Origin of the sequence: Chromobacterium vaccinii (assembly GCF_000971335.1) — a bacterium.
Taxonomy (GTDB): domain Bacteria; phylum Pseudomonadota; class Gammaproteobacteria; order Burkholderiales; family Chromobacteriaceae; genus Chromobacterium; species Chromobacterium vaccinii.
In genome coordinates, this window is sequence record NZ_JZJL01000117.1 from 1 (window position 1) to 1,872 (window position 1,872).

At 42.5% G+C, this 1,872-nt stretch carries 2 protein-coding genes; both read right to left on the minus strand.

Annotation, left to right across the window (positions count from 1 at the left end; all coding sequences use genetic code 11):
* Window positions 1–33 precede the first annotated feature (33 nt).
* Window positions 34–741, minus strand: coding sequence for a hypothetical protein (locus tag VL52_RS24885; protein WP_144408896.1), 708 nt, complete (start codon window positions 739–741; stop codon window positions 34–36).
* A gap of 274 nt (window positions 742–1,015) precedes the next feature.
* Entirely contained in the window at window positions 1,016–1,558 is a 543-nt protein-coding gene (locus VL52_RS24290; RefSeq protein WP_160298982.1) for an AidA/PixA family protein, read from the minus strand.
* Window positions 1,559–1,872: the final 314 nt, after the last annotated feature.

Below are 1,872 nucleotides of genomic sequence, written 5' to 3' on the forward strand. Positions count from 1 at the left end.
CCCTGATAGGCCACCCCATTTTTACAATGCACTTTAATGAGGCCAAGTAATTACCTGATATGCGCTGGCAGCCCATGGATCCCCCGCAGGGACATATTCAATGACATATTGGCTGCCAGGAGTCATGGCGGCTGACATTGGCACTTTTGTTGTTCCTGAGTTGTGGCCTGGTCCAATAAGGTCTGTAACTGTCATAAAGCCAATTAAATGTTTAAGCCAAGGAGAGGCTGGCTTGTCGCCTAAATACACGACCATAGTGTCGGTTGGGTCACTTGGGTTGTTTGAAATTGGTGAAGTATAGTTGACTTTTATATTGAGTTCGTTATTGATGATCTCATGCCCCGCGAAGGCTATTGCAGTGTACTCAGATATGGTTGCTTTTCCGTTAGAAAGGGTCAACGTCGTACAAATTGCACGTTGTATATCCATGACATCGAGAAAATACGCAATGATGTAGTTACCTGATCGGAAGTTGATGTCATTTACTTCCAGATGGAAAATCCCATCCGTTCCAATAACTTCCTGCGTGGCGATCGGAGCTTTGCGATTGTCTGGTAAGTTGGGAATTGTGAGCCCAGGCCATACTCCGATACGGCAAGCATTTGGATCTCCTCCTTTGCCTGCCTGCCATCCTGCAGGCGCATGAAATCTTCCCCTGATTATGGATGGGTTTGGCACCTCAACAGCCCATAAATAGGTACTTCCCAAGAATGTGGTTGTGAAGTCTGGTGAGTCGATCATGTTAAATCTCCTGATGGTGATTGGATGCGATCATTACAAGTGCTCAATTAGTGACTTCTATCTATAGTTAAGTAAGGAGGGACGTCTGGTGTTGTGGGCTTTCAATTTTGGTTGAAGCTTTGAATTCTATGTATATCGCTTCTCGTATGTGGGGTGAGAATATTTTTATTGAATTGTTGATTTATTTTAATATAAAGCTCTTTGTTAAGAAGTATCGCCACATTGAAGAGGATATCAATGCGGCGGGTTTGCGTTTGGAGAGGTGTAGGCTTTGTTAATTGACTGTAATTCTTGGGTCCCAGCGATAGTATCCTAGGATCTCAATGTTGCGGCCTGATTTTTCTTGGGTGATGTAGAAGTGTACCTCATCTCCTTCCCAGCCGGATTTAAGGATGGCTGAACTAAGGAAGTAGTCTGGTATTTGCATCGCGTTAAACTTAAGTGGATCAACATTTAAGCTTGCATCTTGCTGTGGTATTGGCCGCCAAGGCATAGCGAGATTTGGTTCGGGGGTTCTCATGATTGGGAGATTGTCGGGGGGGCCCTCAAACCTGACAAGCTTATAAATGATTACACTTTGGCTGACGTCGCCCGAAACTGAGACAGATCTCCAGCGTACAACATCACCTAGGTCCGCTTTTATCCAAAGGTTAGCGGTTGCTTGGGAACTGGGATGAAATAGGTTGTCTTTTTCGGTTACCATGTACACATCATCATGATAAATGCCTATTCCTCTTTCTGGTTGTCCGCCCGGCCCATATTTTTCGAGTATGGTCTCTGTGTCAAAGATGGCATTGATATTAATGATCTTGCTCATTTTATTTCTCCCATGTTGTGAAGTCATGTAGGAAATTTGAGCAGGCTTGAAAATAAGTAACTAGACCTGCAGTTTCCATTGGGTAGTATTAAATTTGGTTTTGCAGATAGATATAGATAGAATTACTCAAGTGAGTATTGGGAAAGGGTAGCTATGGATGAAGTGCAAATGATTTTACTAAATGTAGTGTTTGGAAAAAGTCAAGTTAGATTTCCTGTTAGATAGGATGGTTATTTTAGACTTGAAAGTTATATAGATGGCGTAATTTTATGTACTTTGCTATTTGCTTATAAGTGGTTTCCTCAGTTGAAAAA